This window comes from Flavobacterium arsenatis (assembly GCF_031456785.1).
GTDB classification, from domain to species: Bacteria; Bacteroidota; Bacteroidia; order Flavobacteriales; family Flavobacteriaceae; genus Flavobacterium; species Flavobacterium arsenatis.
Map to the genome: position 1 here is coordinate 236,452 of NZ_JAVDVI010000004.1, position 16,119 is coordinate 252,570.

Sequence of the window (16,119 nt, forward strand, 5' to 3'; positions counted from 1 at the left end):
TAATACCCGTTATTTCTGTTGAGTGGATTGCTTGAAAATTAACATCTGATCTTTAAAAACTATCTAAATGTTCTCACTAAAATAACCTCGGTTAACTTAAAAAAATAAAAGAAATTCTGATTTTATTACAACATCCAAAAAGTTTACCATATTAGGGACTTGTAGAAAATCTAATTTTGTTATTATTCTAATTATTAAATGAAGAAATTATGTCAAGAAATGATTTAAAAGGAAAAGTAGTTCTAATTGCCGGAGGTGGTAAAAACCTTGGCGGATTATTAAGTAAAGATTTTGCGGCAAAAGGGGCAAAATTAGCCATTCATTACAACAGTGAGGGTTCAAGAGCAGAAAGCGAAAAAACTTTGGCAGAAGTACAAGCGTTAGGTGCTGAAGCATTTTTGTTTCAAGGAGATTTAACCAAAGTAGAAAACATCACCAAGTTTTTTGACGAGACCATCGCAAAATTTGGCGGTATCGACATCGCTATCAATACTGTAGGGATGGTGTTGAAAAAACCATTTGCTGAAACTACTGAAGAAGAGTACGATACTATGTTTAATATCAACTCAAAAGCTGCTTATTTTTTCCTGCAGGAAGCTGGTAAAAAAGTGAATGACAATGCTAAAATATGTACCATTGTTACTTCATTATTAGCAGCATTCACAGGGTTATATTCTACTTATGCAGGTGCAAAAGCTCCGGTAGAGCATTTTACCAGAGCGGCTTCTAAAGAATTTGGTAGCAGAGGGATTTCTGTAACAGCAGTAGCTCCAGGCCCAATGGACACACCATTTTTCTACGGACAGGAAAGTCCAGAAGCCGTGGCTTACCACAAATCAGCTTCGGCTTTGGGTGGATTGACGAATATTCAAGACATCGCTCCATTGGTAGAGTTTTTAGTAACCGATGGATGGTGGATTACAGGACAAACCATATTTGCAAACGGCGGTTATACCACAAGATAATCTATTGAGAACCGGCGGTTAAGCAAAACTTAATTGTCGGTTTTTTCTTTTTTTTAATTTAAAATTTAAATAAAAATATGAGCAACAACGTAATCAGAAAACAACCTAAACATACATTTCCTAAGAAAAAGGTTTTGTGTTTGGTTTCAAACCCGGCAATGCTTCACGGTATGAAAGTGGGCTTTTTTGCAGAAGAAATAACTCGTCCATTTTTCGATTTTATCAATGCTGGATTTGACGTGGATTTTTGTTCGTCTTGGGGTGGCGAAGTAGTTTTTGACGCACACAGCGACCCGGAAAATCCCGAAGGAGCTTATCAAAATGACTTGGTAAGTATCGGGTTTGTTCATCATAAAGACTATGGTAAATTGATGAAAGACACACCTTCTATCGATAAATTTAATGTAAATGATTATGATGCTATTTGTGTAGCTGGTGGTGGTGCGCCTTTAATTAACTTTAAAGATGATGAAAAACTGCACAAGTTTATTGCAGATTTTTATGAAGCAGGCAAAATCGTATGCCTTATTTGTCACGGAACATCTTTGCTGTTATGGACAAAATTGAGCGACGGGAAACTATTGGCAGACGGCAAAAGCTGGACAGGATTTGCTGATAGTGAAGAGAATATGATTAACGATATGTTTGGAATGACGGTAAACGATTATACCATCGAAACCGAAGCCCGCAAAAACCCAAACACCAACTTTGAATGTGCCGGTCCATTGGAACCGTTTGCAATCAGAGACGGCAGATTGATTACCGCTCAACAGCAACACAGTAGCTATTTAGCATCCCAATTAGTTATCGAAGCATTGTCAGAATAAATGGTTTAATAATTTTTAAGTAAAAGGAAAATGAAAAACGGGTTTTATTCTGCTTTTTGTTTTCCTTTTTTGGGTTACAAAATATGGTAATTATATCGGCTATTGGGCATCGATATCATTTGTTGAAGTATTGTTTTCCCGCAAAGCAAAGCTTTGAAATGTCATCAGCAATTTTATGAAAAACAACGTCTTAAATTTCACATTCACACTTATCGGAATGCTTACATTCCTTATCTCTTGTAACACTTCAAAACAAACATCGTTATTTGAAAACCACCTTTATAAGCTCAACAGTTTAGAAGTTTTCCTAATACACAAAAATAAATTTCATCATTTTGTAATTGAAACTCCGAAATCCGGCAAAGAAAACAAGCAAGTTTTTGATATTTTGAAAACACTGGAAATTAAATAAAACACAGAAATGAATCCTCTCAAAAAAACACAACTAAAATTCCTTCTGAACAAAAAGATAAGTATTGAGTATATCGCCAAATATTTTAAAATGAGATTTAGTGAATTATTTCCCCATTTAATGTATGAAGGCTTTGGAGATGTTGAGTCCAATCAAATGGATATTTTATATGAATTGGAAAACTACGGTTTGGAAAAAATAAGCGATTTTGACAAAATAATCCCTTCCGATTATGTTGCTAAAGCCCAACAAATAAATCTAAAACTAAATTATATAGGAACTATCAGAACTATATTGATAATAAATGACCCGATTAAATATGCCCAAAACCATTCAGCCTTTAACTATGACAATTTTTGGGATATTACCTGTCTGAAAGATAATCCGGAGATATATACGATGTACAACATTTCGGTAGAAGAATTAATTAGAACAGCAACACAACAAAAACAAGCAGATGGAAATGATAGTATGACAACGGAAAATTAAAGGTAATAACAACATACGAGAAAGATATTGAACTTACGAAGAACTAAAATATATTAAAATGAAGCTTATTTCTGGATTTTTTTTACTGCTTATTGACATTGTATTAATCACAGTATTTTTTGCAATAACAGTAATAGGTATTATTAAACAACCCGCTTTAATTTCACTGTTCTTATTATTATTTGGACTGTATAACCTGTTTTATATTTTCAAATCCAAGTTCTGGGCAAAAACATATTCTCCTGCTAATACCACTTTACTGACCTCGATTAATTTAGTGTTCACTGTTCTTTTTTCATTGCTTTTAATTAAAATAATTGCGGGCCCAGATTTCAGCAAAAAATTCGGGACCAATAATGAAGATTACTACATTCTCATTGTCACAATTTTAATTCCGGCAGTAAATCTGATTTATAACGCAATATTGAAATCAGTAAAAAAAACAAATATCAATTGTCAGTAAATATTAATATAGAATAACATCAATGAAACACAAAAGCACAATCATCAAATTCTTAATAATTCTTGTACTATTCGAATTAATTATAAATGTTTTAAAACTTATCATTCCTGCACAAATTCAATATCTTGAATTTTCATATATTTTTACAGTTGTTCGTGCGATATTTTTCATCTTATTGTTGAAAGAATTATACAAACACAAAGTGAAATTCGGATTTGCACTTTTGACAGTTTTGGCATTTCCAATTCTTATACAAATCATACAAGTCTGTTTAGGAAATATATTTATTCATTTTTGTCCACAACAAACTAACGATATAGGAAACCAAGGTTTAATAGGTCTGCTCAATGAAATGCAAAACAACGATTGTCCGTTTGTGACACAATTTAGTTTTCTTTTTTATATCGAGTATCCGGTTTTTTGCATTAAGCAATTCTTTTCCACTAACGAGTTTTCATATTTCTGGGGACTTCTCTTTTCTCCTTATGTTTTCTATTTCTTTTTGTTTTTCAAATTCAGCCTTTTTAAAGTATTTGAAGAAAATAACAGAAACCCATATTTAAGTTTTATACCTGTTGTGAATAATATTACGATACTGAAAATCTGCAAACTGCCTGTTTCCTGGATTTTCATTTTATTCATTCCTTTTGTACGACTTTTTTGGTTTTACAAAATCAATAAACGATTATGTGAAATCCATAACACAAACCAATCCAACGCAATATGGATGACATTAATACCGCCAATATTTTACGCGAAACTGGTGTATAAATAAAAAAAATGCATTTAATGGTATGATTACAACACTATAACAAAGGTTTCTCAATCTCCCAAAAAAATCAGTCTTGCAGAACATAACATTCAAATAAAATGAATTTAAAACCATTTAAAATAGTAGCATTCAGTATGATGCTTTTTGTTTTTTCGACACAGCATTTAAAAGCCCAAGACATTGACGGAGTCAGTTCCTTTTTGGTGGCTGGCGTGAGTATGAAAATTCCAAAAGACAACAAGCTATTACTTTACACAGGTATCAGCCCAACCGATAATGTAAAGGCAATTTTGGCTTTGCCTAATTTTAAAGTCAACAAATACCTGACACTAACACCAGGATATACCTACGTAAATGTAGATTTGGGTAACGCTGGCAAGGTGGAAGAACATCAGTTTTTAGGAATGGCTACTGTGGCTTTTCCGATAGCAAAAAACTGGACGATTGCCGATAGAAATATGTATTTCCACCGATTTAGAGATGGAGACGATTTATCATTTTACAGAAACCGATTGGGAATTACCCACAATATCGAAGTTTTCAAAAAACAAGCAAGCATATTTTTACAAGACGAAGTATTTCTAAGCCTTGATAACGGACAATTTACCCGAAACCGGGTTGTTTTGGGTGGCAACATCCAACTTTTTAAATGGCTCACACCGCAAGTGATGTGTATGTATCAAAGCGATAAGGCTAGCGGTAACAGGATTTTAGGTTGGCTTGTACTTACATTGCCGTTGGAGAATTTTGGAGTTTTTAAATAGGACGAAACCCTCAACCGTTGTAAGTAATACAAATCACATAAGCACAAAAAAAACGACTGATATATGAATTTACCATTTATAGAAATTATTGAAGCAACCACGCCAGACCCCAATTTGCTGATGTGGAAATTTGCCGACGAAGACAAAGAAATTAAAAATGGAGCCAAGCTTACCGTTAGGGAAACGCAGATTGCTGTTTTCCTAAACGAAGGAAAACTCGCAGATGTCTTTCTGCCCGGACTTCATACTTTAAGTACAGAAAATATTCCTATTTTGAGTAGTCTGAAAGGGTGGAGATATGGATTTAACAGTCCGTTCAAAGCGGATATTTATTTTGTAAATACACGCCAATTTGTGAACAACAAATGGGGAACGCCAGCACCCATTATGATGCGTGACCCCGAGTTTGGGCAGGTTCGCATTCGTGCTTTTGGAACGTACGATATTCAGATTAAGGACTTTGAAACGTTTTTTCGCCAATATGCAGGCTCTTATAAAACCTTTAGCATTTTTGAGTTGCAGTATGAGTTGAGAGATTTTATAGCCCCAAAATTTGGCGAAGTGCTTGCCAATGAGAGTATTGCAGTAAAAGATGTTGCAGGAAATGTAACCGAACTTGGTAAAAAAGTTGAACCCTTTTTAAAACCCTATTTCTCTCAATTCGGGATTGACCTGACCACGTTTACCATTACAAGTGTTACGCTTCCAGACGAAGTATCGGCTCATTATGATAAAATGACCAATATGAATATGGTAACCGATATGGATAAATTTACCAAATTTAATACCGCCGAAGCCATTGCACAAAGGGGAACAGCCGTTAATGAAGGTTTAATGATGGGAATGATGATGAACCAGATGCAAAACCAATCAAATAATCAAAGCAACGATGTTGATGATATTACTTCAAAACTAAAAAAGCTTAAAATCCTTTTTGATGAAGGATTGATTGATGATGCAGAATATAAAACGAAAAAAGCCGAGTTGATTGATAAAATATAACATCGTCTGAACTATAATTTTTATGATTAAATGATTTTCACAATGGGAAAAAATCCCGAAGGGATGAAAAGATTATAGAAAGAAATACAACAACCGAGCAAAAATCCCGAAGGAATGAAATTATTATAGATGAAATGATGAAAAAATATCACCCTTTCAGGGTTTTGAAATACGCATTAAATGATTCTATAATCCTGTCAGTCCTTCGGACTTGGAAAATCCCGAAGGGATGAAAAGATTATAGAAAGAAATACAACAACCGAACAAAAATCCCGAAGGGATGACATGATTATAGAAGATGAAATGATTATAAAGATGAAATTATTATAGAAAATATAAAAACAAAAACAATGGCAGGCACATTTTCACAAATCTACATTCAATATGTTTTTGCGGTAAAAGGCAGACAAAATCTGTTACAAAAACCTTGGCGTGATGAGGTTTTCAAATACATAGCAGGTATTATAAAAGGCAAAGGTCAGAAATCAATTATTGTGAACGGTGTGGCAGACCACGTTCACGTATTTGTCGGACTGAAACCGGCAAAGAGCATTTCAGATTTGATACGTGATATCAAAAACAATTCTTCGAAATTTATTAATGAACAAAATTGGGTACAGGGAAAATTCTCGTGGCAGGAAGGATATGGAGCATTTTCGTATGCACATTCGCAGATAGAAAATGTGTATCAATATATTTTGAACCAAGAAGAACATCACCGTAAAAAAAGCTTTAAGGAAGAATATCTGGATTTTCTTCAAAAATTTGAAATAGAACACGATGAAAAATATTTGTTTGACTGGATTGATTGATAATGCCACCCTTTCAGGGTTTTGATATTGCATTTATAAATAGTTCTATAATCTTATCAGTCCTTCGGACTTGGGAAATCCCGAAGGGATGAAATGATTATAGACCAAAAATGTCACAGAATATGGTTAAATCCCGAAGGTATGAAATGATTATAGACCAAAAATGTCAGAATATGGTTAAATCCCGAAGGGATGACATGATTATAACGACGAATTGCTGACAGCAAAAAATATGATTAATTTAAAGAATACTTGGGCTTGATTGTAAAAACAATGGAATTTGAACGTAATTATGAATAAAATAACCGTTAAAAAGGCTTTATCATCAATTTAGATAAAGCATAAAGGGACATACAATTTGTAAAAAATGTAAAATTATACAACACCCCAAACACAAACACAGAATATAAAAATGCTTATTTATGGAACCAAAATCATTATCGCCAGAGCAATCTGATTTTATCATCGAAATAAAAACCAAAGTACGCGAAGCACAATACAATGCTTTGAAAGCTGTAAACGTGGAACTTATCCGCCTGTATTGGGAAATCGGAAAATCTATTGCAGAAAAGCAATCCGAAAACTGGGGCAAAGCTGTTGTACCCACGCTTTCGGCAGAATTGCAACGTGAGTTTGTGGGTATAGGTGGTTTTTCTACTACCAATCTTTGGCTAATGGCTCAGTTCTATGCCGAATATCACACCGATGAAAATCTCCAACCATTGGTTGGAGAAATTAGCTGGACAAAACACATTCTTATCCTCAACAAGTGCAAAGATAATTTAGAGCGCCAGTTTTATATACTTTCTACCAAAAAATTCGGTTGGACAAAAAACATATTGCTCAACCACATTAGCAATAAAACGTATGAAAAATATTTGCTCAACCAAACCAATTTTGAAAGCACATTGCCCGAAACTATTAAAAACCAAGCCGTTTTAGCCATAAAAGATGAGTACACTTTCGACTTTTTGGGGCTTGCAGACGAACATTCGGAGCGGGAACTGGAAAACGCTTTAATCCAAAATATCCGAAATTTTTTGCTCGAAATGGGACACCAGTTTGCATTTGTAGGTAATCAATTTAAGGTAGAAGTTGAGGATAAAGAATATTTTGTTGATTTGCTTTTATACCACCGTCAGCTACAATGTTTGGTTGCCATAGAACTGAAAATAGGAGAATTTTTGCCCGAATACAAAGGGAAAATGGAGTTTTACCTTACAGTGCTCAACGAAAAAGTACGGATGCCAAACGAAAACGACAGCATAGGGATTATCATCTGCAAAGAAAAAAACAGAACCACTGTAGAATATTCTTTAAAAACAGGCAACCAGCCTATAGGTGTTGCAACTTACAGCACTTCTAGGCTACTTCCAAAAGACTATGAAAAGCTACTGCCCAACAAAAAAACAATTTCAGAAAAGCTGGACAAATATTTTCAACAATGACCTACTTGACAGCAATATTAAAAAAATACAACTTCGAGTTTTCGATAATCAACCAAACTTGAAAATTTGAAAGCATTGGTTTTTGGGGTTGAAAATGTGAAATAGAACACGATGAAAAATATCTGTTTGACTGGATTGATTGATAATGCCACTTTTTACCGCAATCGGTGGGTTTTTGGTGTATGCAGGATTTTTAAATAGAAAATAAAAAGAAACAATATGAGTAGAGAATTAGATTATTTAGTAAAAATAGAAGGCAATGAAGCACTTTTAGAAAGGTTTATTGATGCCATCAACAACAACACCTGTAAAGCAGATAAGAAATATCCAAACCCTTATGTGCTTGACACAGGAGAACGGTTTTTAAATACAATGGTTCTTCAGTATTTTTTTAAAACAAGACCATTTAGCAAAGAATTATACATTGATTATTTTGAGAAATTGAGAAAACTAAGTGGTTTTAATAGTTATGATTATGCACTAGGAGAACAAATAAACAATTTAGTGTGCATTACATTTGAAAGAGTAAAGAAAAATAAATACAAAATATTTATTCCGGAAGGCAATGAGGCTATCGCTAATAAACCGCTTTCAGATTACGAAAAGGAACTGTTAAGTTTTGTATGTTATTTGGCGGTTTGCCATATAAAATATGGACCAAGTTATGCAAGTGTAAAAGCCAATCAATATTTTGATGTAGTTACTGGACTGGGTTCAGGTGAAGTCGAAAAACTCAAAAAAATCGGTACTGGAAATCTGCCAAAGGAATTGACCAATTATAAAGACAAAACCCTAACCTGCGAAGCTAACGACGTTTTTGCCACCATCAAAATAAAAATGGCAAACGATGAAGAAGAAACCTATCGCAAAGCTTTGCTGTTCATCAACAACCTGTTGAAAACCGATTTCCCGGAGAGCTACGAAATCAGTTTTTCATCAAACAATAAACAATTGTTGCCCATAAAAGGCTTACCAAAATGCGGGCAAAACTACCTGTTTGCAGGTGCGGTACAATTCCCAAACCTTCATCAGGAAATTTTGGAATACATCAGCCTTGCCAAGAAAGAACACGAATGGTACAACAACGTGGAAGACGAAAATTGTGCAATGCCATCCACCTTTGCCGTGTTTGCATTGGGTTTGGATGACGAAAAATATGTTGATGTCGTCATCGATTATCTGCAAACGGTTGACGATGAGCATCAGTCCATTCAGGAGAAATTTACGCCGGTGTTTCTGGAAAGATTTGGGCTTAATGAAAGTACCGTAAAAGTGTATGTCAACTGCATACTATCGATGCAGGAACATCCACCTCACAAGTTGTTTCCATCATATTTCGCTAATGAAAAAGGCTTAAAGTTATTGCTGAACAGCAAAGAAAACTTTGCCGAATACTATTTTACCGAAGAAGCCCTTAAAGATTTTGAAGATAGTGGAAACGATGTGCAAGAAATGGCAGATTACTGTTGGGAAAGCGTGATGTACACCACCTTTGGCAAGAAGCCCGAAAATATTATTAAGCAATTAACACCTGCGGAAAAAGAAATTTTCGAAAAACTAAAATAAATGATGTTCAATAAGTGTCTATGCGGATTTTTTAAATAGAAGACAAATACCATCCTTTCAGGATTTTTAAAAAATGAAAATATGATTTGCTATAATCATTTCAGCCTTCGGGCTTTGATAAAAAAGATAGGAACGATACAATCCCGAAGGGATGAAAAGATTATAGAAAAATGCAACAACCGAACAAAAATCCCGAAGGGATGACAAGATTGTAGAATATAATTAATGATTATCAGTGAAAATCCCGAAGGGATGAAATTATTTTAAATCATAAAACCGTACAAATGATTTTTATAACAGTATGATAACTAAGAATACAAATCAAAATAATCACACAATATGGAAAACAACAACAAACCCCTTTCTCTGCTCGAAAAAATGAAGCAAAGAGCGAAACAGGGAAAAAATTACGGAGGCGAATACACCGAAGAAACTGCTAAAATGAACGCCAGAACCTGCCCGAATTGTGGGGCGGGAAGAGCAGAACAGGACGGGTTGACCCATTGTGCATATTGTAGTTTTGAATTTCTTGCAGTAGAACTTTCGGATGGAATTAATATCAAAAAATCGGATAACTCAAAGAAACTATAAATGGGATTTTTTAGCAATCATCAGGAAAACAATCAACTATCTGTTGTAAAAACGGAGATGAATGAAATCAAAGAACGGTTCTTTTCTTTCATAGAAAAATTGGAACAAAAAACTACGGATTTTATCACAGAAGCCATTCCGGAACTGGTGGAATTGAACGAAACCGATACAGACGAATATAAGGCAGGTTATCATCGGTTAAAATCTGCCGTGTTGGGACAACTACAAAACATCCAACAAAAAGCATCAGATATAAAAGAAGAAAAAGTTACGAATTTTTGCTTACCAGCAGATAGCCACGATTTGCGAAAGCTATATCTCGATTTTAGAAGTGAATGTTATGAAAGATACAATAAGTTAGACGAATTACTGAGCCAAAGTCGTCAGCAGATTGAAGATACACATCAGGAAGATTACGAAATTAAATATCAAAAAATAATTGATGAATTTGAAGCTACAAAAAACAATTTTCGATGTATGCAGTGCGGTAGCCCTATTTTGCTGACTAAAATATATTTTACCACAACCTATATAAGCTGTCCATCTTGCCAAACCCGAAACACATTTGAGCCAAGCACACAAGCCAAACAGCTGGAACATATAGGAAGAAGTTTGGCAGAGCAGAGAACAAACCATTTATTGAAAGAGTACAGTGTGATGCCCGAAAAGATACAGAGTTTATATTTACAAAAACATAAATTGAAGCTCAGCTTAATGAGAGAAAAAGATAAAATCATCATCGAAAATACGAAGAAAAAAATAGGTGAATTAGAACTTTCAAAGCAAGAACTGGAACATTTACAACCCATTTTATATCAAAAATACCTTCGGGCAATGTTTGATGAATGGAATAAAATAAATCCTGATTTAGCCGAAGAACACGAAAAATTTTACAACAGATTATTAACCGATTACAGCAAACAAAATTAACTTTTAAAACTATGAGCAATCCATTATTAGAACCCATTCACGGAGTAAGTTTACAAGATTATTCGACCATAACAGCAAAAATAGCTTCCGGCTTGGATGTAAAAGAAATTTGCAAGGCATTAGGTATAGAACCTGCCATTTTCGAAGAAGCATCGGCCATTTGGGTAACCCGTATGCAGGAAGACAGCACGTGGGAAGTAACCACTTTATTCGGTAAATATTTTGGCGAAGCAGACCAGCATCCAAAACTTAGCGGATTACAGGCGGAAGTAAGCGAAGAGGGAAAAGCCAATCTCGAAAACATGAGAACCGACCGTTATTTCTATGAAGAACTAAACGGAGCAAGGCAATCTGCTTACGAATATGGCATAGATGGAGCCCAATGGATACAGGATAATTTCGGAATTAATTTGGGTGATTTTCAAAGTGTGGCGATGCAGTGGATGCCTTCGGAAAGTGTTGATGACTATGAAACCATAAAACACTACCTCGATTACAGAGAACAAAAACAAAAAGAATATGCTGTAAAATTTGCCGAAGAACAGGGTGGAAATGTGGCGGATGATGTGGAGTTTTAAAGTATTCCTGTCAAGAAGATTTTACGTCAACCAGGCTGATTGCAAAATTCAACGGCAGTTTGTACTATGTTTTTTTATGAAGAAAAAAATCCCGAAGGGATGAAAATATTATAGAAAAAGAAACGAGAAACCAAACAAACCTCGCAGAGGTGAAATGATAAGAAACAGCAAATATCACCCTTTCAGGGTTTTGAAATACACGCTAAAAAATTGCTATAATTCTATCAGTCCTTCGGACTTGGAAAATCCCGAAGGGATGACAGGATTATAGAAGATGACAGGATTATAGAATGAAATTATTATAGATGAAAAGATAAATAGGAATAAAAATCACAAAATGTAAATTTTAAAAAAGATATTATGAACACATTAAAAGAAAAAGTTATTATTGTCACAGGTTCATCCAAAGGCATCGGAGCTACCATTGCCAAAACGCTTGCCTCAAAAGGTGCTACTTTGGTCATTAACTATGCGACATCAAAAGCTGATGCCGATAATGTGGTAGCTGAAATCATAAATTCGGGCGGAAATGCGATTGCCATAAAAGCCGATGTTAGCAAAACAGAAGAAGTAAAACACCTTTTTGAAGCTACCATTAATCATTTTGGAAAAGTAGACATATTGATTAACAATGCAGGAATTGCCATTTATAAATTAATAAAAGACACTACCGACGAAGATTTCGACCGGATTTTTAACATCAATGTCAAAGGCACTTTCAACACGATGAGAGAAGCTTCAATACGATTGGCAGATGGCGGAAGAATTATCAATTTTTCAAGCTCGGTTACTCGGTTAATGTTGCCAACTTACGGTACTTATTCTGCCACAAAAGCATCAGTAGAACAACTGACCAAGGTGTTTGCAAAAGAAATAGGAAACCGAAATATAACTGTCAATTCTGTTTCGCCCGGACCGGTAAACACCGAACTTTTTACGCAAGGAAAAACCGATGAAACCATTGCCAGATTAGCATCAATGTCGGCGTTCAACCGCATTGGCGAAACGGATGATATTGCTAATGTGATTGCATTTTTAATATCTGATGAAGCACAATGGATTACTGCACAAAATATTGGTGTCAATGGTGGATTTGCTTAGAATTTAAGTCAATAAAAAATAATTTTAAACTTGAATTAGCCTAAATAAAAGTTGAAGTATGGCAAAAAATAAGAAAGTAGAAATAGAGGGACGTGAAATAACAATTATTTCTGATAGGTCAGATGATTTTATTTCCTTGACAGATATAGCAAAGCACAAAAACGAAGAAGCTACGGGATTAGTTATTTCGCATTGGCTAAGTACGAGATTTACTGTGGAATTTATGGGATTGTGGGAACAAATTCATAATCCTATTTTTAATGTTACGGAATTCAGTAACATTAAAAATGAGGCAGGAGCAAATGGTTTTGTTTTAACATCTAAACAATGGATTTCTAAAACAAATGCTATCGGAATTACATCCAAAGCCGGCAGATATGGTGGAGGAACTTTTGCACATAAAGATATTGCTTTCGAGTTCGCTTCTTGGATTTCACCAAGTTTTAAGCTCTATTTAATCAAAGAATTTCAGCGTCTTAAAGATGAAGAAAACGACCGTCTTAAACTAGAATGGAACTTACAAAGAACCTTAGCCAAAGTCAATTACCAAATACATACAGATGCTATTAAAGAAAATTTAATCCCAAAAGAATTAAGCGTAGCAAATCACGAACACTTTTAAAAAAAATAAAAATAAGTGAGTAAATAACGAAACAGCAAGCAGGTTTGGTGTATGCCAACGAAGCAGATTTGCTAAATGTTGCCCTTTTCGGCATTACAGCAAAAGAATGGAGGGATAAAAATACCAACACAAAAGGAAACATAAGAGACGATGCTACTTTGGAACAATTGGTTGTTTTAAGCAATATGGAAAGCATCAATGCTTTGCTTATCGGACAAAATATATCACAAAGCGAAAGGTTGATACAGCTCAATAAAGTTGCTATAATGCAAATGAAATCATTGGTTGAGAGTAAAGCAATTAAAAAATTAAAATAAAAAACGGAATTACAAAGTACCAATATTCAGGTACTTATATATGATTAATAAAACCAAAAAAAATACAATTATGAACAATTACCAATCAATTTTCGACACACAAAAAGAGTTTTTTTATACTGATGTTTCTAAAACTTATGAGTGGCGAATGGACCAACTCAACAGACTGGAAAAAATGCTTACCGAAAATCAGGAAGCATTTTGTCAAGCCCTGAAAACCGATTTCAACAAACCGCCATTCGAGCAATTGTTTGAAATTACAGTTCCGATGGGCAACATCAAATACTACAAAGAAAACCTAAAACAATTAATGACCCCAGAACCAGTTGCCATCCCAAAAGGTTTGGAAGAAACTGGTAATAAAGGCATTATCTACAAAGAACCTTTTGGAGTAACCTTGGTCATCGGTCCATTCAATGCACCCATTTTATTGTTGCTAGACCCGGCAATTGTGGCATTGTCAGCCGGAAATCCGGTAATTCTTAAACCAGCCAATACAACACCTACCGTTGCTTCACTTTTTCAAGACCTTATTCCAAAATATTTTGAACCAGAAGCCGTAAACATCGTTACCGGCGGAAAAGAGGAAATTACGGAATTATTAGAGTTGCCTTTCGATTTCATTTTCTTTACAGGAAGTTCTGCGGTTGGCAAAGTGGTAATGCGTGCGGCCGCCGAAAACCTGACGCCAATCGTTTTAGAATTAGGCGGTCAAAACCCGACGGTGGTAGATGAAACTGCTAATCTTGATATTGCGGTTGACCGAATTCTCTGGGGACATATGGCAATTTCCGGGCAGTGGTGCATCGCTCCGGGTTATGTGTATGTGCACGAAAGTATTGCCGATGAATTTATTGACAAATTAAAAAAGGCAACCATCAAAATGTATGGCGAAGACCCAAGTCAAAGCCCAGATTTTGCAAGAATGATTAGCGAACACGACACCGAAAGGGTTGCATCGTACATCATTCCCGAAAAAGTGGTTTTGGGAGGACACTTTAACGTTAAAGACCGATATGTGGAACCTACAATCTTATATCCAAGTACTTGGGAAGACCCTGCAATGCAACAGGAAATTTTCGGTCCTGTGTTTCCGATTTTGGTGTATAATGATTTGAAGGAAATTGTTGAAATCATCAAACGCAAACCTAAATCTTTAGCGGCCTATTTCTTCAGTAAAAACCAGGCGAATATCGATTATTTCATCAATTCGGTTTCTTTTGGCGGTGGTTGTATCAACCAAACCAATCTGCATTGCTGGATAGACAGTTTGCCTTTTGGCGGTGTGGGTTATGCCGGAATGGGGAAATATTATGGCAAGGCCGGTTTTGATGCATTGAGCAACACAAAAGCAATGCTGATAGGCAATCCCGATTTGGAATTGGATGTTTTTCCACCTTATGAAGGGAAGGATATTGCTAAAAATCTAAGTGTTTTTGGGTAATATAAATTGCCACAGATGCACGAATGAGACTTTATAAACATCTGTGCATCCGTGGCAAAAATAAAAAATTAGTCACGGATACACGAATAAACAAGACTTTAGATTTAATAAACATCCATGGCATTAATGTAATAAAAACAACTCATAATAAACAATAAAATTCAAAAACTATGGTACTAAAAATTATTAACTCCGCATTAATTCTCGTAGCCGTTTTTATGGGCTTCAAACAAGGCTATGCAATGCTTTCGGGCAAGCCTGAAATGGTAGAAATGTTCAGCAAATGGAATTTCTCCAAAACTGCACTGATGATAAACGGGGCGGTGACAATCATTTCAGCCATCTTAATTCTGTTTCCTAAAACATTTGTTTATGGTAATTTCTTAATGGCAACAGGCATTTTATTAATCATCTGCCTTCATTTATTAGATAAAGATTTGAAAGGCGTGGTTATCGAATTGCCTTTTCTATTGCTGAACCTGGTTATTATTTATCTACAGCATCCGCTGAAAAATTAATATTTAAGAGATTAATTATTAGTGCATTTGTGGCATATAAAACATTACTAAAATGAAATTAAAAACAATTATTTTCTTCTTGATTTGTTCATCGCTCACAGCTTGCGGACAAAACAAAACTCAAAAATCAGAAACAAAAACAATTCAAAAAAACAACAAAATGGACACAAGTAAATTGACAAACGAAACTGTAAAAAAAGCATTCGAAGCTTGGCAATCTGGCGACAGCAAAACATTTCTTTCCTTTTTTACCGCAGACGCTACAATGACCGATGACGGAAACCCAAGAAACTTTCAAAGTTTTGTAAAAGAAGCCTGCGGGAAGGAAATTTTCCTAACGATTGATACCATAACAAACGATGGCAAAGACATCAAAGGAAACTTCAAAGCCGGACAATGGGGCACTTTTCCTGTGTTTTTCAAATTTCATCAAAATGCTGATGGGAAATTTGATAGATTAGATATTGGACAAGCTAAATAATCTTTAACCTTTTTGAT

General features: G+C 35.0%; 19 protein-coding genes. All 19 read left to right on the forward strand.

The genetic code is table 11. The features are described 5' to 3' along the window. Nucleotides 1–209: 209 nt before the first annotated feature. The gene (locus J2X31_RS06455) at nt 210–965 is read left to right on the forward strand and encodes an SDR family oxidoreductase (protein WP_310025380.1); all 756 of its coding nucleotides are present in this window, start codon (nt 210–212) and stop codon (nt 963–965) included. Between the two features lie 77 nt (nt 966–1,042). After that, nucleotides 1,043–1,792 carry a type 1 glutamine amidotransferase domain-containing protein gene (locus J2X31_RS06460; protein WP_310025382.1) on the forward strand — a complete coding sequence of 250 codons (750 nt, stop codon included), beginning with the start codon at nt 1,043–1,045 and terminating at the stop codon, nt 1,790–1,792. Between the two features lie 502 nt (nt 1,793–2,294). After that, nucleotides 2,295–2,693, forward strand: coding sequence for a hypothetical protein (locus J2X31_RS06465; RefSeq protein ID WP_310025384.1), 399 nt, complete (start codon nt 2,295–2,297; stop codon nt 2,691–2,693). Between the two features lie 58 nt (nt 2,694–2,751). Continuing rightward, a complete protein-coding gene (locus tag J2X31_RS06470; protein ID WP_310025385.1) occupies nt 2,752–3,156 on the forward strand; it encodes a hypothetical protein in 405 nt (134 codons plus the stop codon). A 352-nt stretch (nt 3,157–3,508) separates the two neighbouring features. After that, a complete protein-coding gene (locus tag J2X31_RS18220; RefSeq protein ID WP_374725214.1) occupies nt 3,509–3,931 on the forward strand; it encodes a DUF5684 domain-containing protein in 423 nt (140 codons plus the stop codon). Between the two features lie 95 nt (nt 3,932–4,026). Then, nucleotides 4,027–4,692 carry a DUF2490 domain-containing protein gene (locus J2X31_RS06475; protein WP_310025386.1) on the forward strand — a complete coding sequence of 222 codons (666 nt, stop codon included), beginning with the start codon at nt 4,027–4,029 and terminating at the stop codon, nt 4,690–4,692. 63 nt (nt 4,693–4,755) lie between these two features. Continuing rightward, a complete protein-coding gene (locus J2X31_RS06480; RefSeq protein WP_310025387.1) occupies nt 4,756–5,694 on the forward strand; it encodes an SPFH domain-containing protein in 939 nt (312 codons plus the stop codon). 350 nt (nt 5,695–6,044) lie between these two features. Next, nucleotides 6,045–6,506, forward strand: coding sequence for an IS200/IS605 family transposase (tnpA, locus tag J2X31_RS06485; RefSeq protein WP_310025388.1), 462 nt, complete (start codon nt 6,045–6,047; stop codon nt 6,504–6,506). A gap of 422 nt (nt 6,507–6,928) precedes the next feature. Next, entirely contained in the window at nt 6,929–7,954 is a 1,026-nt protein-coding gene (locus tag J2X31_RS06490) for a PDDEXK nuclease domain-containing protein (protein ID WP_310025390.1), read from the forward strand. A 219-nt stretch (nt 7,955–8,173) separates the two neighbouring features. Next, a complete protein-coding gene (locus tag J2X31_RS06495) occupies nt 8,174–9,520 on the forward strand; it encodes a DUF6138 family protein (RefSeq protein WP_310025392.1) in 1,347 nt (448 codons plus the stop codon). Nucleotides 9,521–9,859: 339 nt separating this feature from the next. Further along, nucleotides 9,860–10,111: a hypothetical protein gene (locus J2X31_RS06500; RefSeq protein ID WP_310025394.1), complete on the forward strand. Its 252-nt coding sequence runs from the start codon at nt 9,860–9,862 to the stop codon at nt 10,109–10,111. Continuing rightward, nucleotides 10,112–11,041 carry a hypothetical protein gene (locus J2X31_RS06505; RefSeq protein WP_310025395.1) on the forward strand — a complete coding sequence of 310 codons (930 nt, stop codon included), beginning with the start codon at nt 10,112–10,114 and terminating at the stop codon, nt 11,039–11,041. It begins immediately after the preceding gene. Nucleotides 11,042–11,052: 11 nt separating this feature from the next. Further along, nucleotides 11,053–11,619: a DUF6620 family protein gene (locus J2X31_RS06510; RefSeq protein ID WP_310025398.1), complete on the forward strand. Its 567-nt coding sequence runs from the start codon at nt 11,053–11,055 to the stop codon at nt 11,617–11,619. 360 nt (nt 11,620–11,979) lie between these two features. Then, the gene (locus J2X31_RS06515; protein ID WP_310025400.1) at nt 11,980–12,720 is read left to right on the forward strand and encodes an SDR family oxidoreductase; all 741 of its coding nucleotides are present in this window, start codon (nt 11,980–11,982) and stop codon (nt 12,718–12,720) included. Between the two features lie 58 nt (nt 12,721–12,778). After that, the gene (locus J2X31_RS18275; protein WP_445351658.1) at nt 12,779–13,342 is read left to right on the forward strand and encodes a KilA-N domain-containing protein; all 564 of its coding nucleotides are present in this window, start codon (nt 12,779–12,781) and stop codon (nt 13,340–13,342) included. Between the two features lie 47 nt (nt 13,343–13,389). Beyond that, a complete protein-coding gene (locus J2X31_RS18280; protein ID WP_445351659.1) occupies nt 13,390–13,659 on the forward strand; it encodes a hypothetical protein in 270 nt (89 codons plus the stop codon). Between the two features lie 70 nt (nt 13,660–13,729). Continuing rightward, nucleotides 13,730–15,103, forward strand: a complete 1,374-nt coding sequence (locus J2X31_RS06525; protein ID WP_310025402.1) for an aldehyde dehydrogenase family protein — start codon at nt 13,730–13,732, stop codon at nt 15,101–15,103. Between the two features lie 170 nt (nt 15,104–15,273). Further along, nucleotides 15,274–15,621, forward strand: a complete 348-nt coding sequence (locus J2X31_RS06530; RefSeq protein ID WP_310025404.1) for a DoxX family protein — start codon at nt 15,274–15,276, stop codon at nt 15,619–15,621. A 160-nt stretch (nt 15,622–15,781) separates the two neighbouring features. Then, a complete protein-coding gene (locus J2X31_RS06535; RefSeq protein ID WP_310025406.1) occupies nt 15,782–16,102 on the forward strand; it encodes a nuclear transport factor 2-like protein in 321 nt (106 codons plus the stop codon). The last annotated feature ends 17 nt before the right edge of the window (nt 16,103–16,119 follow it).

Excerpts from the sequence above, each read along its gene's own strand:
- J2X31_RS06495 (WP_310025392.1), top strand. The coding sequence starts at position 8,174 with ATGAGTAGAGAATTAGATTATTTAGTAAAAATAGAAGGCAATGAAGCA.
- J2X31_RS18220 (WP_374725214.1), top strand. The coding sequence starts at position 3,509 with ATGCAAAACAACGATTGTCCGTTTGTGACACAATTTAGTTTTCTTTTT.
- J2X31_RS06500 (WP_310025394.1), top strand. The coding sequence starts at position 9,860 with ATGGAAAACAACAACAAACCCCTTTCTCTGCTCGAAAAAATGAAGCAA.
- J2X31_RS06470 (WP_310025385.1), top strand. The coding sequence starts at position 2,752 with ATGAAGCTTATTTCTGGATTTTTTTTACTGCTTATTGACATTGTATTA.
- J2X31_RS06475 (WP_310025386.1), top strand. The coding sequence starts at position 4,027 with ATGAATTTAAAACCATTTAAAATAGTAGCATTCAGTATGATGCTTTTT.
- J2X31_RS06460 (WP_310025382.1), top strand. The coding sequence starts at position 1,043 with ATGAGCAACAACGTAATCAGAAAACAACCTAAACATACATTTCCTAAG.
- J2X31_RS06480 (WP_310025387.1), top strand. The coding sequence starts at position 4,756 with ATGAATTTACCATTTATAGAAATTATTGAAGCAACCACGCCAGACCCC.
- J2X31_RS06465 (WP_310025384.1), top strand. The coding sequence starts at position 2,295 with ATGAGATTTAGTGAATTATTTCCCCATTTAATGTATGAAGGCTTTGGA.
- J2X31_RS06525 (WP_310025402.1), top strand. The coding sequence starts at position 13,730 with ATGAACAATTACCAATCAATTTTCGACACACAAAAAGAGTTTTTTTAT.
- J2X31_RS06530 (WP_310025404.1), top strand. The coding sequence starts at position 15,274 with ATGGTACTAAAAATTATTAACTCCGCATTAATTCTCGTAGCCGTTTTT.
- J2X31_RS06515 (WP_310025400.1), top strand. The coding sequence starts at position 11,980 with ATGAACACATTAAAAGAAAAAGTTATTATTGTCACAGGTTCATCCAAA.
- J2X31_RS06455 (WP_310025380.1), top strand. The coding sequence starts at position 210 with ATGTCAAGAAATGATTTAAAAGGAAAAGTAGTTCTAATTGCCGGAGGT.
- J2X31_RS06510 (WP_310025398.1), top strand. The coding sequence starts at position 11,053 with ATGAGCAATCCATTATTAGAACCCATTCACGGAGTAAGTTTACAAGAT.
- J2X31_RS18275 (WP_445351658.1), top strand. The coding sequence starts at position 12,779 with ATGGCAAAAAATAAGAAAGTAGAAATAGAGGGACGTGAAATAACAATT.
- J2X31_RS06535 (WP_310025406.1), top strand. The coding sequence starts at position 15,782 with ATGGACACAAGTAAATTGACAAACGAAACTGTAAAAAAAGCATTCGAA.
- J2X31_RS06505 (WP_310025395.1), top strand. The coding sequence starts at position 10,112 with ATGGGATTTTTTAGCAATCATCAGGAAAACAATCAACTATCTGTTGTA.
- J2X31_RS06490 (WP_310025390.1), top strand. The coding sequence starts at position 6,929 with ATGGAACCAAAATCATTATCGCCAGAGCAATCTGATTTTATCATCGAA.
- tnpA (WP_310025388.1), top strand. The coding sequence starts at position 6,045 with ATGGCAGGCACATTTTCACAAATCTACATTCAATATGTTTTTGCGGTA.